18 protein-coding genes are annotated in these 16,269 nt (G+C 49.7%); 12 read left to right on the top strand and 6 right to left on the bottom strand.

The genetic code is table 11. The features are described 5' to 3' along the window. The first annotated feature begins 161 nt into the window (after positions 1 to 161). Complete coding sequence (locus HY774_25580) at positions 162 to 587, top strand: hypothetical protein (protein MBI4751870.1); 426 nt, start codon at positions 162 to 164, stop codon at positions 585 to 587. A 120-nt stretch (positions 588 to 707) separates the two neighbouring features. Here HY774_25580 and HY774_25575 read toward each other — a convergent pair whose 3' ends face one another. The 6 genes from HY774_25575 to HY774_25550 all read right to left on the bottom strand — a co-directional run bounded on the left by HY774_25575 (position 708) and on the right by HY774_25550 (position 4,979). Continuing rightward, positions 708 to 1,229, bottom strand: a complete 522-nt coding sequence (locus HY774_25575) for a hypothetical protein (GenBank protein MBI4751869.1) — start codon at positions 1,227 to 1,229, stop codon at positions 708 to 710. A gap of 89 nt (positions 1,230 to 1,318) precedes the next feature. Next, positions 1,319 to 2,566: a threonine synthase gene (locus HY774_25570; GenBank protein ID MBI4751868.1), complete on the bottom strand. Its 1,248-nt coding sequence runs from the start codon at positions 2,564 to 2,566 to the stop codon at positions 1,319 to 1,321. After that, positions 2,563 to 3,063 carry an acyl-CoA thioesterase gene (locus HY774_25565; GenBank protein ID MBI4751867.1) on the bottom strand — a complete coding sequence of 167 codons (501 nt, stop codon included), beginning with the start codon at positions 3,061 to 3,063 and terminating at the stop codon, positions 2,563 to 2,565. The genes HY774_25570 and HY774_25565 overlap by 4 nt, the downstream gene beginning before the upstream one ends. 179 nt (positions 3,064 to 3,242) lie before the next feature. Continuing rightward, positions 3,243 to 3,731 (bottom strand): hypothetical protein, encoded by a 489-nt coding sequence (locus HY774_25560; GenBank protein ID MBI4751866.1) that lies wholly within the window; start codon positions 3,729 to 3,731, stop codon positions 3,243 to 3,245. 53 nt (positions 3,732 to 3,784) lie between these two features. Further along, positions 3,785 to 4,387 carry a hypothetical protein gene (locus HY774_25555; protein MBI4751865.1) on the bottom strand — a complete coding sequence of 201 codons (603 nt, stop codon included), beginning with the start codon at positions 4,385 to 4,387 and terminating at the stop codon, positions 3,785 to 3,787. Positions 4,388 to 4,400: 13 nt separating this feature from the next. Further along, positions 4,401 to 4,979 carry a hypothetical protein gene (locus HY774_25550; GenBank protein MBI4751864.1) on the bottom strand — a complete coding sequence of 193 codons (579 nt, stop codon included), beginning with the start codon at positions 4,977 to 4,979 and terminating at the stop codon, positions 4,401 to 4,403. Positions 4,980 to 5,168: 189 nt separating this feature from the next. On the opposite strand from HY774_25550, the gene HY774_25545 reads away from it, so the two are divergent. The 11 genes from HY774_25545 (at position 5,169) to HY774_25495 (ending at position 16,245) form a co-directional block, all read left to right on the top strand. Next, positions 5,169 to 5,375 (top strand): hypothetical protein, encoded by a 207-nt coding sequence (locus HY774_25545; GenBank protein ID MBI4751863.1) that lies wholly within the window; start codon positions 5,169 to 5,171, stop codon positions 5,373 to 5,375. 19 nt (positions 5,376 to 5,394) lie between these two features. After that, positions 5,395 to 5,874, top strand: a complete 480-nt coding sequence (locus tag HY774_25540) for an isoprenylcysteine carboxylmethyltransferase family protein (protein MBI4751862.1) — start codon at positions 5,395 to 5,397, stop codon at positions 5,872 to 5,874. A gap of 39 nt (positions 5,875 to 5,913) precedes the next feature. Beyond that, positions 5,914 to 6,849, top strand: coding sequence for a hypothetical protein (locus HY774_25535; GenBank protein ID MBI4751861.1), 936 nt, complete (start codon positions 5,914 to 5,916; stop codon positions 6,847 to 6,849). A gap of 215 nt (positions 6,850 to 7,064) precedes the next feature. Then, a complete protein-coding gene (locus HY774_25530; protein MBI4751860.1) occupies positions 7,065 to 7,487 on the top strand; it encodes a hypothetical protein in 423 nt (140 codons plus the stop codon). Between the two features lie 26 nt (positions 7,488 to 7,513). Beyond that, positions 7,514 to 8,068, top strand: coding sequence for a hypothetical protein (locus HY774_25525; protein ID MBI4751859.1), 555 nt, complete (start codon positions 7,514 to 7,516; stop codon positions 8,066 to 8,068). Between the two features lie 24 nt (positions 8,069 to 8,092). Beyond that, a complete protein-coding gene (locus tag HY774_25520) occupies positions 8,093 to 8,557 on the top strand; it encodes a GNAT family N-acetyltransferase (protein ID MBI4751858.1) in 465 nt (154 codons plus the stop codon). A 4-nt stretch (positions 8,558 to 8,561) separates the two neighbouring features. Further along, the gene (locus HY774_25515) at positions 8,562 to 9,248 is read left to right on the top strand and encodes a class I SAM-dependent methyltransferase (GenBank protein ID MBI4751857.1); all 687 of its coding nucleotides are present in this window, start codon (positions 8,562 to 8,564) and stop codon (positions 9,246 to 9,248) included. Between the two features lie 90 nt (positions 9,249 to 9,338). Further along, positions 9,339 to 12,419, top strand: coding sequence for a sigma 54-interacting transcriptional regulator (locus HY774_25510; GenBank protein MBI4751856.1), 3,081 nt, complete (start codon positions 9,339 to 9,341; stop codon positions 12,417 to 12,419). 470 nt (positions 12,420 to 12,889) lie between these two features. Further along, the gene (locus HY774_25505; GenBank protein MBI4751855.1) at positions 12,890 to 13,162 is read left to right on the top strand and encodes a hypothetical protein; all 273 of its coding nucleotides are present in this window, start codon (positions 12,890 to 12,892) and stop codon (positions 13,160 to 13,162) included. A gap of 13 nt (positions 13,163 to 13,175) precedes the next feature. Continuing rightward, a complete protein-coding gene (locus tag HY774_25500) occupies positions 13,176 to 14,861 on the top strand; it encodes a TolC family protein (GenBank protein MBI4751854.1) in 1,686 nt (561 codons plus the stop codon). Between the two features lie 205 nt (positions 14,862 to 15,066). Then, positions 15,067 to 16,245, top strand: coding sequence for an HlyD family efflux transporter periplasmic adaptor subunit (locus HY774_25495; GenBank protein ID MBI4751853.1), 1,179 nt, complete (start codon positions 15,067 to 15,069; stop codon positions 16,243 to 16,245). Positions 16,246 to 16,269: the final 24 nt, after the last annotated feature.

The raw sequence follows: 16,269 nt of genomic DNA, 5'->3' as shown, positions 1-16,269 counted from the left end.
CTTTGAGCAAGTCTTTGATTTCCGGTGTGATTGGTTCGGCCATCGGCCTGTTCTCCTCATTTTTGGTCTATGATAGCCTATCCCCGTCACCAATTTCTTGGTTTTGATTCAAATCGGTAGATTATTTTCTTCCGACTCCCTGAAAAGCTATAGCTATTATTTTGCCTGAAAACCGGAAAGATCAAGATCAGTTTCGGAATGAAAGCATTGAATTCCTCATTTCCCTGGCCAACCTGGCAAAAGGTACCAATATTAAGGACCGATTGGCTGCTCGCTTTGTCCAAAGAATGGGGCTTAAAAAAGGTGACCAGATTGCTGGCTCAGAAGGGGTTGTTCTCAATGAACCGTTGGATGACAACTATGTGATCTCGACTGGACTGGAAACACCGCTTCACTTGCGCGCATTTCTTGAGGGTGAAGGCTCCCCAGAGGAAATCAATAAATTGCTCAAGTCCTCCGTTTACTGTTCTCTTCGGCTTTGGCTCTATTTTGAGGATAATTCTTCAGGAGATGCCACACTAGGGATTACACTTTGTAAGCACAATAAAGAGTGGAAAATATTAGACATATTAGTTGCAGAAAATTGATGGAATGAACGAATTGGAATTGGGGATAAAAACAACTGTCGGTTAGGGCACCTACATCTGCTTTTTATCTCCAGGCTCCAAACCACAAATTTCCAACAAGGCTTATTTCCTCTTTTCTTCTCAGTATGTACACCCAATCACATTGAGTTCCCATCGGCCAGGGTCATCACTGAATTGAAAATAGATTCCCAGCCCAGAAAGGTTTTTGACGGTTGAGGCATCACCATGGTCAATGGTTTCAAGAATGCATTTGATAGCGTTAAAGTGCTCCAGGTCGGGATAAGAAATCCCACCAATGATTTCCTCCGGATCAAGCACCAAATATATCCCTTTCAAGCTGATGATCTCTCGTTTAAACCTATCCAGGATTTGTACATCCAGGCGATCTTTGATGATGGGTTCAAGTACTTTCCTCCGTTGCGAAAACCGCTTGAGCGCGTTTTCTTTCTCAGTCCAGAGTTTCACTTCTTTCCAACTATCACCAGACTCCTGACGCTCCCACCAATGAAGATCTCCCGCTGAAAAGAAGAAAAACCAGGCCAGTGGGATTTGCCACCGGGAGTCATAATATTTCCGGTCTCGGTTCCACCAGATAGATTCCTCAATTACATCAGTACAAAATAAATAGGCGCGGTTTGCCATAATCTTTCCTGGGTGGATGAGTCAAAAACGAATGCCCAAATTCCAAATCTTCTCAATTTATTACAGGCACGGTTTCTTTCATTCTGGTTCTAAAGCAGATACCGCAACTCAGGCAGATACTTCTCCAACGAACCAGTGTTGACCACCACCACCTGGTCATTTTTCCGAATCATTCTCTGCTCGACCAGCGGCTCAAGTGCCGCGAGACAGGCGGCGGCTTCGGGGCAGATCCACCACCGGGTATCCCGCCAGACCTCCTGGAGTGCCCGTGCCGTCTCGGCTTCTTCAACCGCCATCGCACATCCGTCACTGTTTCGAATGATTTCAAGAACTTTGAAATGCCCAACTCCGGCTGGCACATTGAGACCCGTACACAATGTCTGCCCGCCACCGGTAACAACCGTGTCGCCTTTTTCTTCCTTCCAGGCATTGACAATCGGAGCGGTAACCGTGGACTGGACGCAAACCATTCGTGGACGCTTGGAACCAATCACCCCCAGGGCCTGAAGTTCATCAAAGGCTTTCCACATCCCAAGCACACCGGTCCCTCCGCCAGTTGGATAGACAATCACATCCGGGACCTGCCAGCGGGTTGAGCCGGGCAGTGGTTCCGCCAGTTCAAGACCAAGCGTTTTTTTACCTTCAATGCGCCAGCCAGGTTCCTGGAAGGTTGCCACGTTGAAATAGCCTTCCGGCAGATATTTTTCCCGCATCAGGGCACCGGCTTCGCGAATTGTCCCTTTGACCAGTTCAAGTTTGACCTGCGGTGTGCGAAATGACATGGCTGCAACTCGCCCTTGAATCGGCATGGGCGTATCATCCGGCATAATGACAGCAACTTCCATTCCGGCTGCGAGCGCATACTCCATCATCGAATCGCCAGCATTTCCCTGCGTAGGAACGACCAGCTTTTTCAAGCCAAACTTCCGCGCCATTGACGCCGTCATGGCCATCCCTCGATCTTTGAACGATTGGGTCGGATTGGCACCAAAACCCGGCTCGGCTTTGCCTTCATCTTTCATCTGGAGTGTAAACCCGTATTTTTGCGCAACTGGATGCGTGGGGTATTCACGCGGCGGCGTGCAGCCTTCGCCCAGGGTAACAATAAAGGGGTGATCAGCGGGATCCGCGCAATCTAGCGCCAGCAACGCGCCAAACCGCCACATATCACGCCGTTCGGGATGGTACCAGGCAAAATCAGGCTTCTCCGCTTTGAGACGTTCCAGATCAAGTATCATGGTGACCGGGCGGCTATCCACCGGATCAAGATTCATTAACTGGTCAATCGGATATTGAATGCCTGATCCAAGTCCAAGCAGATGGTGAGCATAACTCATTGAAGTGCCTCGTTTTTGTAATTTTGAGTGGTTTGTTCGTCTGGGTGCTCTTCGCGGTGAACAGTACAGGAGGCATGGTCAACCCAAAGTCCCCAGCCTCCGGTTTCAAGCGTGTGACGAAAGTCAGAGGGTAACGGCGTTTTGGAAAGCGTTTGCGCGTCCACCAGGACATACACAGTTTCAACCCTGGCATTGATTTGGCTTTGTCCAGCCAAGCGGAACTCGGTGGCCAGCGTAAACGACGTATTTCCAAGGTGTTTGGCCCACACTGAGATTTCAAGCACCTGATCAAACCGCGCAGGGGCCTTCCATTCAACCGTTTGTTTGACAAGCTGGTAGTCAAACTGGCCGGTTACCGCTTCGCCAAGCCCGATTGCCCGCAGGAATTCGAGCACTGCAATATCCACATAAGTGCCATAAATCGCATTAAAAACAACTTTCTGCGCATCGCATTCATGAAATCGGACGCGCAGAAAGTAGCGAAAAGGACGTGACATCGTTGGGTTCTCCAGAGTTGAAAGCGTTGAGAACTCAATCCTGTTTGAGAAACTACACCGGGTCAACTCGTTTGGGCTGAAGAGTTCGGGGCTGAAAAAAATTCTTGGTTCTTCTTCGAAAGTATTGATTTCTAACCACTAACCACTAATCACTAACCACTAAATGGTTTCTTCATTCTTCACCCCATCTTCTGTTTTCCGCTTAAATACAATGATTGGCCGGGACTTAGCGCCAGGATAGCCAACATTGGGCAGGTGTTTGATGAAAACGGACAGATAAAATCCGCCGGAATCTTTCCAGCTTTGAGCACGTCACGTGCGTTTTCATGGGTAGTGCAGATGTGGAAAATTCGAGGTGTCATCAACATGATCTCCTGAATCTCCGGGTGATTGACCAGAAATTCATAGTAATCCGCGCTCCATTGTTCTTCCGGGGTTGGGGGATCTTCTTCATAGAATTTTCCGCTGATGATGACTGGGGTTCGGTGCCAGCGGGAATCTCCGGTTTCATCTGGCTCAACGGCATAAGCACAAAAATCCTGCCGTGCGTCCCAGAGCATTTTGATTTGCGTTTGTGTTTGTGCGTCCAGATGTGACCACCAGCGATCAACGGCCTGCTGGTCTGAAACAGTCAGATTTTCGGTCAATTGAGTTGGAATTGATGGCATTTCTGGTCCTCCTCATTTCATGTTGGTTCCTGGGTTTGTTCCTGTTTTGTGAATCAGGTGTAATAGGCAATGCTTCGCCACTGGATTTCCCACTTCCCGTGCTTGTTAGAGAGCAGGAACGTTGCTGATGCACCGTGTGGCGTTGGTTCAAACATAAATCGAATTGCCGCTTGAGTCCTATCTTTTGAATATCCTGGCAGGTAGGTCTCTATCAAAACCTCCGCGTGTGGATACATCTTTTTCAATTGCATAAAATCCCAATCGTGCCTCGGAAAATCTGGTTTCGTCGTCGCTCTTTGAACGACTTTTAGTGAAGGGTTACTGAATCTGAAGTCTGTGAGTTGGATTGATTTTTGATTTCGATCTTGCAAACTTTCGACAATCTCATCTGGAATCTGGCAGCCTATCTGTAAATCACACTGTAACTGGGCACGACTCACATAGCCTGAACCAACCCGAGTTTGTTGATACAGCAAAACCGAGACAACCTGTGGATCAAGCCTGATTCCTTGAGGGCCCGCAAAGTCATTGATTACCGCTTCAATGATCAAAATATCATCGGCTTTAACCAGTGCTTTCGTTTTTTGTGAATGAACCAGGCCGGGATTCAACCCAAAGAGAATAACCAACCACAATAGAATCAGTGATGTACGCATAATTTTCTCCACATCATTGCTCACCAGCCGTGAGGGAATTTTTCTTCTCCACGCGGCACCGAAGCCAGCTTACCCAGGTCCAAATCGTACCAATGATGGCAGTAATTGACAGTATCCAGTAACTCCCCCAGGCCAGGGAGCCGCCAGGGTCACTGAGGGAGACTTTCATTCGATGAAACTGAAATACAATAAGCCCAACTGCAGCAACGGTAAGCCAAATATTCAATAATAGTCTGAGGGTTGATTCGGTGTATTGTTTGGTGTGGCTGAAAAGCGCTCCAACAGTTATCGAAATGATGAGGCTACAGGCGGTGACGAGTTCGGCCAAATACCACCCGGAGGCTTCCTTTTGATACCGTTCCCAGGTTGTCCAGAAGTAGACCGCAAACCAGACATTTGATAAAACCAACTGAACCCATTTAAATTTGAACAGATTCACCCATGTCTGATTTTGAGGTAATGATGGTTGTAAGATTGGGTGGTCGCAACGGATGCAAATCAACTGAACTGGATCAAAACAATCTGCCTGATGGCACACCTCGCATCTCGTTGGCGGAGATTCCTTGAGAATGGTAAATGAAGCCAGCACCATATCTTTTCCCTCACGAGCACAATGAATTGGAAACGGTTCGAAATCTATAACCAGGTGAATCACCTCACCCCATTTTGGAATGAAGCCTTCGCGTTATGGGAAGGCTAAAATATTGAAAATATTGTATTTCCCCCAGCCCTTAGCCCGATACCCTCAGCCCAACCTGGTATCACGCCGCAAGAGAAGCCGATGTTCTTCGCAAAAGCCGGTCAGGGCCAGTGTCCGCACCTGAACGACACGCTTGACCGGTTTCTGGTTGACGCTTTAAGGTTCAACCTTCCAGGTTCCTTGATCAATCACCCAGAAGCCCCGCATACCATTGATTTGCTTCACGATGGTCCTGAAACCAGGAAAATTATCGAGCAAATTCGGTGGTTTTTGCAAATTACTTGTTGAAATCGGTTCCAAGTCCGTCATGTCAAACCAACCATTGAAAAACCCCGGAGTCCACTTTCCGCCTCCCTTGCTCTTTGTTGCGGGAATGCTCGGCGGATGGGGGCTCCATCACCTTCAACCAGCCCCATTCAGCGCCATCCTCCCAGCACCGGTTCGGGTCCTGACTGGCTGGGCCATTGTGGTTGCTGGAGTGGGCATTCTGGCCTGGGCGTTACTGACTTTTTGGAAGATTCGAACCGGAATTTACCCAAATCAACCAGCCAATCAGATTGTTGCCCAGGGACCTTTCCGCTTCAGTCGAAATCCAATGTATGTGGCGATGACAGCCCTGACCATCGGGGTGAGCTTGTTGAGCAATATTGGCTGGATTTTGGTCTTTATCCCATTTATTTTGTTTGCTTTGACGGTGCTGGTTATCCGTCGGGAAGAAGCCTATTTGACTGATGCGTTTGGTGAGTCTTACACCCAGTATTGCGCACGGGTTCGACGCTGGATTTGATCTGCTGGCAACACACGACCACTTTGTGCTGAGTTATGTATGAATGACATCCCCCAACTCCAGGCTGATCTTTTCCAAAAAGCAGTTCGGTCTTTTACGGATGAAAGCGTGGTGTATGTCACCAGCTCAGCACTTGAGGCGTTCCTGGATGAGACAAAAATGATTGATCTTCCAGCCGAAGAAAGGCTGCGACGGCTGGCGGTGGCACTTGAATTCGAAACACTTGAAAAAGGGTGGGATAGCCTGCACCTCATTTATCAAACCGCTGCCCAGATCAACCCCCAAAATCCACGGGTATTTCATTCCTGGGGAATTTCAGCCTGCACGTGGCTTGAAGGCTGGATCTGTCCGACATCCGCCAAACGTGTGGCAATTGCTATCGAAGCCGAACAAGTGCTCCTGAAGGCACTTGAGTTGGCGCCGCACAACAGTTTTATTGCCTATACCCTGGGACAGGTTTTCTGTAATCACCCGTTACTTGAAGATGACCAGCCGAACTTTCTTTCACAGGCAATAAGGTGGTTTCAATCCGCAGTTTCCTGGGATCCAGAGAACGTTATCGCCCAGCTCTATCTGGCACATTGTTTTCATGATCTGGCACTGCTGGGCGATTCCCAATCCTGGGAACAGGCCATCACTGCGTACCAAAAAATTGACCAGGAGCGGCTGTCCCGTGAGTGGCCTGAGTGGAGAGCCGTCAAATGTCGTGAACAACTCGCGGCTTGCTTTGCTGGGGCCGGAAACGAACCGGAAGCCATCCGGCACGTCTCACATTTTCTCGATGAACTGGAAGCCTTCGAACCAGATGAATTTGGTCAACACGATGCAATTATCAATTTGGACGAGCTTGTCTGGACCGTTACGCACAAACTGCCCCACCCTGAACTCATCCAGCGGACCCGGATTCAGGTCAGGCGATTTGGTTTTGAAGACAGGTATCCGGAATTTTGTTCCAGGCGTAGCAATCAAAAATAATACCAGTTTGTAGTCAGTAGATCGTAGTCAGTAGCTCACTAACTTCAAATGATTGAATTACTTGACTGTTCTCTAATACGATCACTTCATTCCAAAATGGTATAAATTCACTTATTTCTGACTGGCACGCTGACTGATTTTTTGGGAACGCTTTCTGGGATTCCCCAATCAATACCCAGGTTTCGCATCCCCCAAGGTATAAATCAGGAGGGCTCATGGCCGACTATTACCCTATCCTCATTCCTGTTTTGATTATTCTAGGTGCGATTTTCGCCCTTCGGATTTTCTTCACCCTGTGGAAACCGGTTGATCGGCACTTCAATGGGGATCGCCTTGAAATCAATAAGGAGATCCATATCAATTCCCTGAAAAATCAGCCTGTGTCGGTTTATCTCAAGTCCGGCACGGTGATTCGAAATGTGAGGTTGAAAGGATATTGCTCGACCTACACAGAAACCCCTTATGAATTCCGGCAACTTCTTCAAATTGAATATCCAGATGGACATTTCGCTTATGTTCGTATCTCAGAGATAGAATATTTTGAAGAACCCTCGAAAAATCATCAGCTTACACATCCAATTGGACAAGGGACAGAAGGTTTATTTGAAAAGTCGAATGATCGCGTTCCCTTCAGGTAACCCATGCTCAGAGTCAGGAAATGAAAATGAACAATGTCAAAAACCTGTTTGATCTTTTCCAGCAGATGTTGAATGAGGCTGGAATTGACATTCATCGAGCGACACCAGGGCAGGTTTGGCCTGTTTTCAAACGATTTTGTGATGTTCCAATCACTGGCCAGCCAGATCCATCACCAGCCAGATCAGGTTCTTCACAGATTCGATATGAGGAAAATGCGCAATTCGAGTTTAGCTTTTCCAGTTATTATTTACCTGAGGAACGGGGGAAAATACCGACCATCGAGCGAATAACCCGAAGTCGCCTATGTGTGTTTTTCCGGCGCTCCTTTGTCAAATATGAATTGCCACTCATCGAAGAAGATGAAGACAAGATTGTATATGGTGGCTATGCTGGAGTGGAAGATATTGAATGTGTTTTTGTATATTCCACCACCCAGGATCCAGACGAATTAGGCAACCGCTGCTTATCCAGAGAGAATTTATCGAATGATGACTTCTTCCAGCTTGTTGAGGCCGATGCTGATTTCCAATTGATTTGCGCCAGTTACGTGCCAATTCGGTCAGCAATATCGCTTGGCTAGTTATTTATGAATGATGAGATTGATATGAGTTCTTCAATTCCTCAAAGACATATTCATCCGGCGAACCCATCAGATATCGAATCAATTGCCCATCTGATGGCTGACTATTATCGTGAAGACGGCTACTGGTTTCAGCCAGACCTCGCTCGCGAAAATTTGAACTTGTTTGTCTCAAACGACCAGCTTGGTGGGATCCTGGTGGGTGAAACACCAGGTCAGATCACCGGCTATATCATTGTTACATTTGGGTTTAGTTTTGAATACGGCGGACGGGATGCGTTCATTGACGAACTCTTTGTTGCCCAGGATTTCCGGGGGCACAACCTTGGCCGGGAATTGCTCGACGCGGCCATTGTTTTTTGCCGTGAAAATAGCGTTAAGGTGCTCCATTTAGAAGTTGAGCGGGAAAAAGAGATGGCTCGTCAATTTTATGCCCGGACTGGATTTACAGACCACGACCGCTTTTTGATGACACTCGACCTTCGGTGAACTTATGACTGAATACCAGCCAAAATCTGATATTTCTACCGCGTATGATCACTGGTCCGAAACCTATGATCATGACGCCAACCGCACCCGTGAACTGGCCGCTGCAAAGCTCCGGGACAGTCAACTCAAATTGACCGGACGTCACGTCGTCGAGGTTGGCTGTGGTACCGGATACAACACGCAGTGGCTTGCCCGGCACGCCGCCAGCGTTCGAGCACTGGATTTTTCTCCGGGGATGCTCAGCAAGGCCCGAGCACGCGTAACAACTGAGACCGTCCAGTTTATTGAGCACGATTTGACCCAACCCTGGCCGATTGCCGATGCTTCGGCAGACCTGATTGTGGTGCTGCTGGTCCTGGAACACATCGAAAATCTGGCTTATTTCTTTTCTGAATCAGCCCGTGTGTTGCGCCCTGGCGGAGACCTCTATCTCAGCGAACTCCATCCCACCCGGCAACTTGCCGGACGGCAGGCCCAGTTTACCCATCAGGAAACCGGTGAACTGGTGCGAGTAACGGCGTTTCTCCACAACCTTTCAGACTATGTCAAAAGCGGATTTCGCGCCGGGTTTGAGCTGCTTGATCTGGATGAATGGCGAGAGAGCGAGGCGCTCCCAACTGATCTGCCACGGCTGATGGCGGTACATTTCCGGCTGAAAAATCAGGGACTATCTAACCACCATTTGCCTTGAAGTCAGTTCTGATATCCACAAAAAAATACTACCCGAGCCCAAAAAACCGGTTCATGATGCTGCATTCCAAATTCCCTTTCGGAGCACATCATGAACCTGACGCCGCCCCTTCACGATGGAATAGATCCGACGAATGTTCAGGTATTTTTGAAGATTCAGGAAGAAAGTGTCCGTGCCAAAAATCTTGGGTCACTCGTGGAGGCACTCGCTCCAGTGCTGAGTGAACTCTTTTCCTTTGAAAGTCTCGCCATGCTCCTCCCCGATGATGAAACTGGGAGATTGAGAGTTCGATACCAGCGTGGAACGGCGAGCCCGGCGCTGCCTGAATTCCACTCTGACCAATTGTCAGAGGTGGAACGATGTCTGATCCACAATGGAATCAACCAGTACCGGCTGTTCCCGGTCACGGTTGACTCCCAACCCACTGGGTTCCTGATGCTGCTTGGAGTTCAACCATCGGCGATGAGTCAGTTTGATTCAACATTTCTGCAGGCTCTCCATCGGCAAATTTCAGGTGCCATTGCTCAGGTACACCGGGCTGAAACGGCGCAAAAAACCGAAGCCGATCTCAAACAACGACTTGATCAAATGCAATCGCTGCTTGAAGTTACCAATACCACATCCGCCCACCTTGAACTACGCGCACTCTTTAAAGCCATTGCCGAATCCATTCACCGGATGATTCGATGTGAGGGGGCAGCCCTGACAATTTACGATCCCCAAAGCGGAGGCTTACGGGCCTTTGCACTGGAGCCGCGCCCGGACTTTGAGCCCGAAGCGCCGTTGTTTATCCAGGAAGGTGACCTGTTGCCGATGGATGATTTTCCGATTACCGAGGCATTTCGAACCCGGCAAACCAAACTCGTTTCGCTTGATTTTCTGCAACAGTCAAAGTCACCCATTGTCCAAAAAGCACTTGCCATTGGAATTAAATCAGGTTGTGCGGCGCCGCTCATCTCTCAGGGCAAAGCGATTGGGACGGTAAGCGTGGTTCGGTTAAGTGAAAGGTCCTTTACCAGCGATGAAGCCGCGTTGCTCACTCAAATTGCAAACCAGATTGCGATTGCGGTTGATAACGCTCTCAATTTCGAACGTGCGCGCCAGGCTGAGCACCAGGTAACACGGGAACGCGACCTCTGGCGGTTTCTGCTTGATGTCAACAACGCGGTGGTGTCGCACCTGGACCTGAAAGATCTGGTCAAAGCCATTGCCTCCAAATTAAAAAATCTCATGCCGGTGGAATTTTCCGGGATCTCGCTCTATGACGCTGACTCCCATCACATGCGGGGGTTTACTTATTTCCTGATTGATAACCCGCGAACGACTGATGAAGAAGATGTCTTTCCCCTGGAAGCCACACCGGTTGGATTGGTTTTTATGTCGGGCCAGCCACTCCGGCTTGACCATATTGATCTGGAACGATTTTCCGCCAGCTTGCCTTATCGGGACCTGACTGGAGCCAACTCGTGTTGTTTGGTTCCACTGACTTCACATGGACATAAACTGGGAGTTCTGGGGGTCGGCAGCACCCACATGAGTGGGTTCACAGAAGATCATCTCAATCTGCTGACCAACATTTCCAGTCAAGTGGCGATTGCGGTCGAAAATGTGCTCAATTTTGAACGGGCGCGGCAGGCTGAACAGCAGGCATCGCGCGAACGCGACCTTCTGCGGTTTCTGCTGGATGTCAACAATGCGGTTGTCTCACACCTTGATTTACAAGAACTGGTCAAAACGATTTCGACCAGCCTGACCAGCCTTATGCCGTTTGAAACCATTGGCCTGGCACTCTATGACACTGAGCATAAGTTCCTTCGGATTTTCGCCAATAATCTCTCGGCAGATGAAGGATTGCTCCGCGCCGGAGATGTCTTTCATCTGGAAGGTACGCCAGCCGGATGGGTTTTCAAAACCGGCAACGGGTTGCTCCTCAAACAGCCTGATTTTGAACGATTTCCAGCAGATCGAGACTATGTGGCGACCCGTGGTCGGTTATCAGGTTGTATTGTTCCGCTGATTTCACATGGTCGAAAACTGGGGGTGATTGGGATTAGCAGTAGTAAAACCAATACTTTCACCGAGTCAGATTTAGAGTTGCTCAAACATATTTCTGGTCAGGTGGCGATTGCGGTTGAAAACGCGCTGGCCTATCAGGAAATCGAAATTCTGAAAAACAAACTCACCCAGGAAAAACTCTACCTTGAAGAAGAACTCCACACGGTCTGGAATTTCGAGCAGATTATCGGCACCAGTCCGGCGTTTCGACGCATTCTCAAACAGGTGGAAACCGTTGCTCCGACCAATTCAACCGTGCTGATTTATGGCGAAACCGGTACCGGAAAAGAAATTATTGCCCGGGCCATCCATAATCTTAGCGAGCGCCGTGACCGAACGCTGGTCAAACTCAATTGTGCCGCGATTCCAACCGGATTGCTTGAAAGCGAACTCTTTGGCCATGAAAAAGGGGCGTTTACCGGTGCCATTGCCCAGCGGGCCGGACGGTTTGAACTGGCGCATCGGGGGACGCTGTTGCTTGATGAAATTGGCGAAATCTCGCTTGAACTCCAACCCAAATTGCTCCGGGTGCTGCAGGAACAGGAATTTGAACGTTTAGGAAGTACGCGCACGCAACGGGTTGATTTCAGACTGGTTGCCGCCACCAATCGCGACCTGGCACACATGGTCGAAACCAATCAATTTCGCCGGGATTTGTATTACCGCCTCAATGTGTTTCCCATCACATTGCCCCCGCTCCGTGAACGGCAGGAAGACATCCCGCTCCTGGTGCGATATTTTGCCAGCAAGTTTGCCAAGCGCATGGGAAAACGGATTGAAACCATTCCGGCTGAATCTATGACCGCGCTCACCAAATATCACTGGCCAGGAAATATCCGCGAACTGGAGAATTTCATTGAGCGTGCCACCATCCTCACCTCCACGCCACAACTGGAAATCCCGCTGGCAGAACTCAAGCCAAAAACCACGGCTGAACTGCCTTCCGCCAACAACACCAGCACCACGCTTGAAGAAAATGAACGCGAGCATATTTTGCGTGTCTTGCGTGAAACCAACTGGGTGGTCGGCGGTCCTTCGGGAGCTGCCGTGAAACTTGGCCTGAAACGAACCACTCTTCAGTCGCGAATGGAAAAACTGGGCATTACCCGGCATTGAAAGCCGGGGTCAGGGGTCAGGGGTCAGGGGCATAAGCGCCAGGATAAGAAAACCTGTGTTCTTTCCGTTGGCATTAAACGATGTTCTTGTTGGGTTTGGGTCCCGTCCTGGCCGTGACCGTGGGCTTCGCACCACGGCTATTACACGACGACCCTGCGGGCCTGAAATCCTTATCCTGGCGCTTATGGGGGTCAGGGGTCAGGGATCAGGGGTTTCGAATTTAAGTCCTTTTTGTCCTTTTTGTCCTTTAAGTCCTTTTGCCTTTTAAACCCTAAACTCGTGCCGAAATATCGGCACGCGCCGAAATATCGTCGGCACTGGCGTCGGCACGCCTTCGACAACGGGTATAACAATCGGCACTCTAATTTTTTTAAGTCATTCTAATTAAACAGTTTAAAAAATATTTTCATTGTCGGCGCGGGTTTGGCAATTGAATTGCCATTGTATGGGCATCGAATGGAGACACGACAATGATGAAAATAACGGCTGACAGCACAGACAGATCAATCATAGTAAAACTGGAAGGCACACTCACCACCGATTGGGTGAAAGAACTCCTGCTTTACTGGCACGAAACCTTTGTTTACGAAAAGAACCGCTCCCGGCTCATTGATCTCAGAGGCATTACTTTTATTGACGAGGCAGGCAAAGCGCTCCTGGCGTTGCTTCACCGGGATGGAGCGGAATTGATCGCCGATGATCTGCTGATCAGAAGCATTGTTGACGAAATTACCAGACTTTAGAAAGGGTGAAATCATGTTACGCAATGTCGCACTTATTTTTCTTTTAACCGCTCAAGTAGTTCACGCGCAGACAGTTGCACAATCAGATACTCCACAGCCAGTTGTTCGCGAGCGCATTGGTGTCAGCAGCACCAAGCCCTATGCACTCACCATGCAGGAAGCCATCACGCTGGCTCTGGAAAACAATCGTGATATCGAAGTCGAACGCATCGGGGTACAACGCAAAGAGTTTGATCTGGCTGCCGCCAAAGGTGTGTATGATCCAACGATGGACCTGCAATTTTCATACAATCGCCGTGATACCCCGGTGGCTTCGTTTTTGGCCGGGGGTGAGAATGGAAAAGTGGAAAGTTCGGATCTCAGTAATACAACAACTTTCACCAAACGCCTTCCCTGGCAGGGTGGAACATTCAAAGCCACATTCGAAAATAATCGGGCCACGACCGACAACCAGTTTTATGCCCTTGGTACTGAATTTCAAACCGGCTTACGATTTGAATTTACCCAGCCGGTGTTGCGCAATCGCAGCACTGATGCAGCCCGACGTCAGATCAAAATCAGTTCAAAACAGCTCGCCCTCTCGGATATTCAATTTCGGCAACGGGTTATCGAAATTATTTCACAGGTCAACAGCGCCTATTGGGATCTGGTGTTTAGCTATCGCAATGAAGAAATCAAACGCGAATCAGTTGAACTGGCCAAAACCCAGCTTGAACAAATCCAGCGGCTGGTGGAGAAAGGCCAGATGGCACCCAGCGAAATGATTTCGGCCAATGTTGAAATCGAGCGCCGAACCGACGAAGCCGAAGCCGCGCTTGAAGCCGTTCAGCGAGCAGAAAATAGCCTTAAATCATTGATCTTACAGCCAGATCGTTCTGACCTGTGGAATACAATGTTGCTTCCGGTTGATCAACCGCAAATTGACCAGACCCTGACCTTACAGCTTGACGAAGCTTTGAAAACCGCCTTCCAGAATCGGCCTGAGTTAGAACAATATCGAATCAAAGCTGATTTGAACAAAGTTGATGTTGATTATTTTCGCAACCAGACCCGACCCGAGGTCAATTTGATTGCCAGTTACGGCACCAACGGTCTGGCCGGTGAACAGCGAACCGGAACGGATCCGATCACGCTCGCCAACCAGCCCCTTTTTACCCGAATTAACCAGCTTTCTCAATTGGCCGGACTGCCAGTCATCACGCCAACGATAAATAACGCCGCGCCGACACGCTTTATCGGCGGATACGGTGACAGCTTGCAAACCCTTTTCCGCAATGACTTTAAAAGCTGGCAGGTCGGCGTCAACGTCAGTTTTTCACTTGGTAATCACACTGCCAAAGCACAACTTGGTCAGGCACTGGCCGAAGGACGTCAACTTTCGGTGGAGCAACAGCGCACCCAACAAATGATCGAAATCGAAGTCCGCAATGCGCTCCAGGCCGTCACCACCGCCCAACGTCGTGTCGAAGCCGCCAATAGTTCCTTCACCAACGCCGGGTTGCAGTACGAAGCCGAACGACGCAAATTCCTGGCTGGCCTTTCAACCAACTATCTGGTTCTGGACCGGCAGAACGCACTCTCAGCCGCCCACGGGCGAAAGTTAAAAGCCTTGACTGATTATAACAAAGCGACGGCGGACCTGCGTCGGGCAATGTCAACCACACTTTCAAGCGGGAACATCATGGTCAGTTCTCGTTAGTACTCGCATTTCAAATTAGTTCAAGCCATGTTTGTAATGCTATCAGGCCCGAAGGGTCGTTGTGCCATAGCCGTGGTGCGAAGCCCACGGTGATGGGAAAAATTGAATTTCCCCTGAACCCTGAACCCCGAACCCTGAACCCTAAAATGGTATTACAAACTATTGCAATTCAACAGGCGGAGCTTTGCCTGGAAGGAGACTCAATATGTCGGAACTCAAAAAAGATTCAAAAAAAGTTGCTCGAAACATTGGAATTCTAGTTTTGTTATTGGGAGTGATCCTCGTGGGTGGCTGGCGGTTACGGCCTACATCAAAAACCCAGCCTGGCGTGATCCCGGTCAGTGGTCGCATTGAAAGCGACACGGCTTCGATTGCCGCCAAAGCCTCTGGTCGAATTCGCGAAATTTCGGTTCGTGAAGGCGATCAGGTCAAAGCCGGCCAGGTGATTGCCATTCTGGATGACGAACAGGTGAAAGCCCGTGAACTCCAGGCCCAATCAATGGTGGCACAGGCTGATGCAAAACTCCTTGAAGCCCAGCAACAGGTGGCCGTGTTACAGGCCGAACGCGAACAAAGCCGACTTGGCGTCAGCCAGGCTGCAGTTGATGCGGAAGGTCGCATCAGCCAGGCTCAGTCGCTCCTGGCCGCCGCCGAAGCCAATCTGGCCGAAGCCCAGGCCAGTTACCAGCAGGCGCTCTATGACGAAGGCAAATTGACCGCACTGGTCGAAACGGGCGATGTGCCAGAACGCGAAGGTAAGCAGGCCACCACCGCCACACTCACCAAAAAAGCGGTCGTTGATGCCGCCGCCAAACAGGTCGAAGCCGCTCGTGGTGCCTTACAAGCTGCCAAAGCCAACCTGGAAAATCCAAGAATCCGCGCCGCTCAAGTTTCGGGCATTGACCAGCAGATTGCCCAGGCTCAGGCCAAAATCAAATCGGCTGAAGCTGAAGCCAGCCAGATGCGCGCCCAACTCGAAGAAGTCCAGGCAGACCGCCAGGACCTGCAAATCCTGGCGCCGTTTGATGGCACGGTGGCCACCCGTCTGGCTGAACCCGGCGAAGTTGTCACGGCAGGAACCCCGGTGATTTCACTCGTCAACCTCAATCTGGTGTACCTGCGCGGGTTTATTCCGGAAGGCGAGATTGGAAAAGTCCGCAACGGTCAGTTGGCACGTGTCTACCTTGACTCGGCACCCAATCAGCCACTCGAAGCGGTTGTGTCACGCATTGACCCCGAAGCTTCGTTCACGCCTGAAAACACATACTTTCGCGATGATCGTGTCAAACAAGTGGTTGGTATCAAGCTGCAAATCCAGAATCCACAAGGCTTTGCCAAACCGGGAATGCCGGCTGATGGTGAAGTGCTGACGGAGGCGAAGTAGCGAAATAGCGAAATAGCGAAGTAG

Source organism: Acidobacteriota bacterium (genome assembly GCA_016208495.1).
Lineage (GTDB): Bacteria > Acidobacteriota > Blastocatellia > Chloracidobacteriales > Chloracidobacteriaceae > JACQXX01.
Note: the sequence above shows the minus strand (reverse complement) of the source record. Positions and strands in the feature narration are given on the sequence as shown.